The sequence below is a fragment of the Micrococcus sp. GbtcB5 genome (assembly GCF_019091605.1).
Lineage (GTDB): Bacteria > Actinomycetota > Actinomycetes > Actinomycetales > Micrococcaceae > Micrococcus > Micrococcus luteus.
The window spans coordinates 1-231 of the sequence record NZ_JAGXJK010000574.1 but is presented as its reverse complement, the minus strand read 5'-3'; the positions used below and the strand labels follow the sequence as shown (position 1 = coordinate 231).

Below are 231 nucleotides of genomic sequence, written 5' to 3'. Positions count from 1 at the left end.
TGGCGCAGCGCCTGGGACGGCTGGATGAAGGTGCGGCCCACGTACGCGTTCTCCACGAACCCCTGGCGGATCGGCAGGCCCGAGGCGTCCGCGTAGCCCACGGCGGCGGGCGTGCCGGACCCGGGCACGGGGATCACGACGTCGGCCTCGACCGGCTGCTCGAGCGCGAGGCGGCGGCCCATCTCCACGCGGGACGCGGACACGGGGCGCCCGGCGATCGAGGCGTGCCGC

1 pseudogene is annotated in these 231 nt (G+C 77.1%); it reads right to left on the bottom strand.

Annotation, left to right across the window (positions count from 1 at the left end):
• Positions 1-231 (bottom strand): annotated as a pseudogene (locus KVS67_RS13550) (amidophosphoribosyltransferase); the annotation flags it as partial.